This is a genomic window from Bacillus sp. AC266, assembly GCF_979253805.1.
On sequence record NZ_CEEDEC010000058.1, the window covers coordinates 1 to 248 of the forward strand.

At 42.7% G+C, this 248-nt stretch carries 1 protein-coding gene; it reads right to left on the minus strand.

What is annotated here, in order from left to right:
* A partial coding sequence (locus AC0IXC_RS29305; protein ID WP_471653723.1) for a hypothetical protein occupies positions 1-245 on the minus strand: 245 nt, incomplete at its 3' end.
* Between the last annotated feature and the right edge of the window lie 3 nt (positions 246-248).

Consider the following 248-nt stretch of genomic DNA (forward strand, 5'->3'; position numbering starts at 1 on the left):
TCAAGGGCACCTACTGTACCTACATGTGCATCACGATCGATTTTATCACCTTGTTTGGCTGGTTTTACTTCATACAGAATTTCAAAACCACCGCGAAGGTCTAGTCCTAGACTAATTCCTTGTGCTATGTCTTTTCCTGCCGCACCAATTACTCCACCAATTAATAAAACGATGAGGAAAAAGGCGGCAATTCGTGTACCACGCTTTGCCCTATGTACCCTCTTTCTGCTACTAACACTGTCAATAAA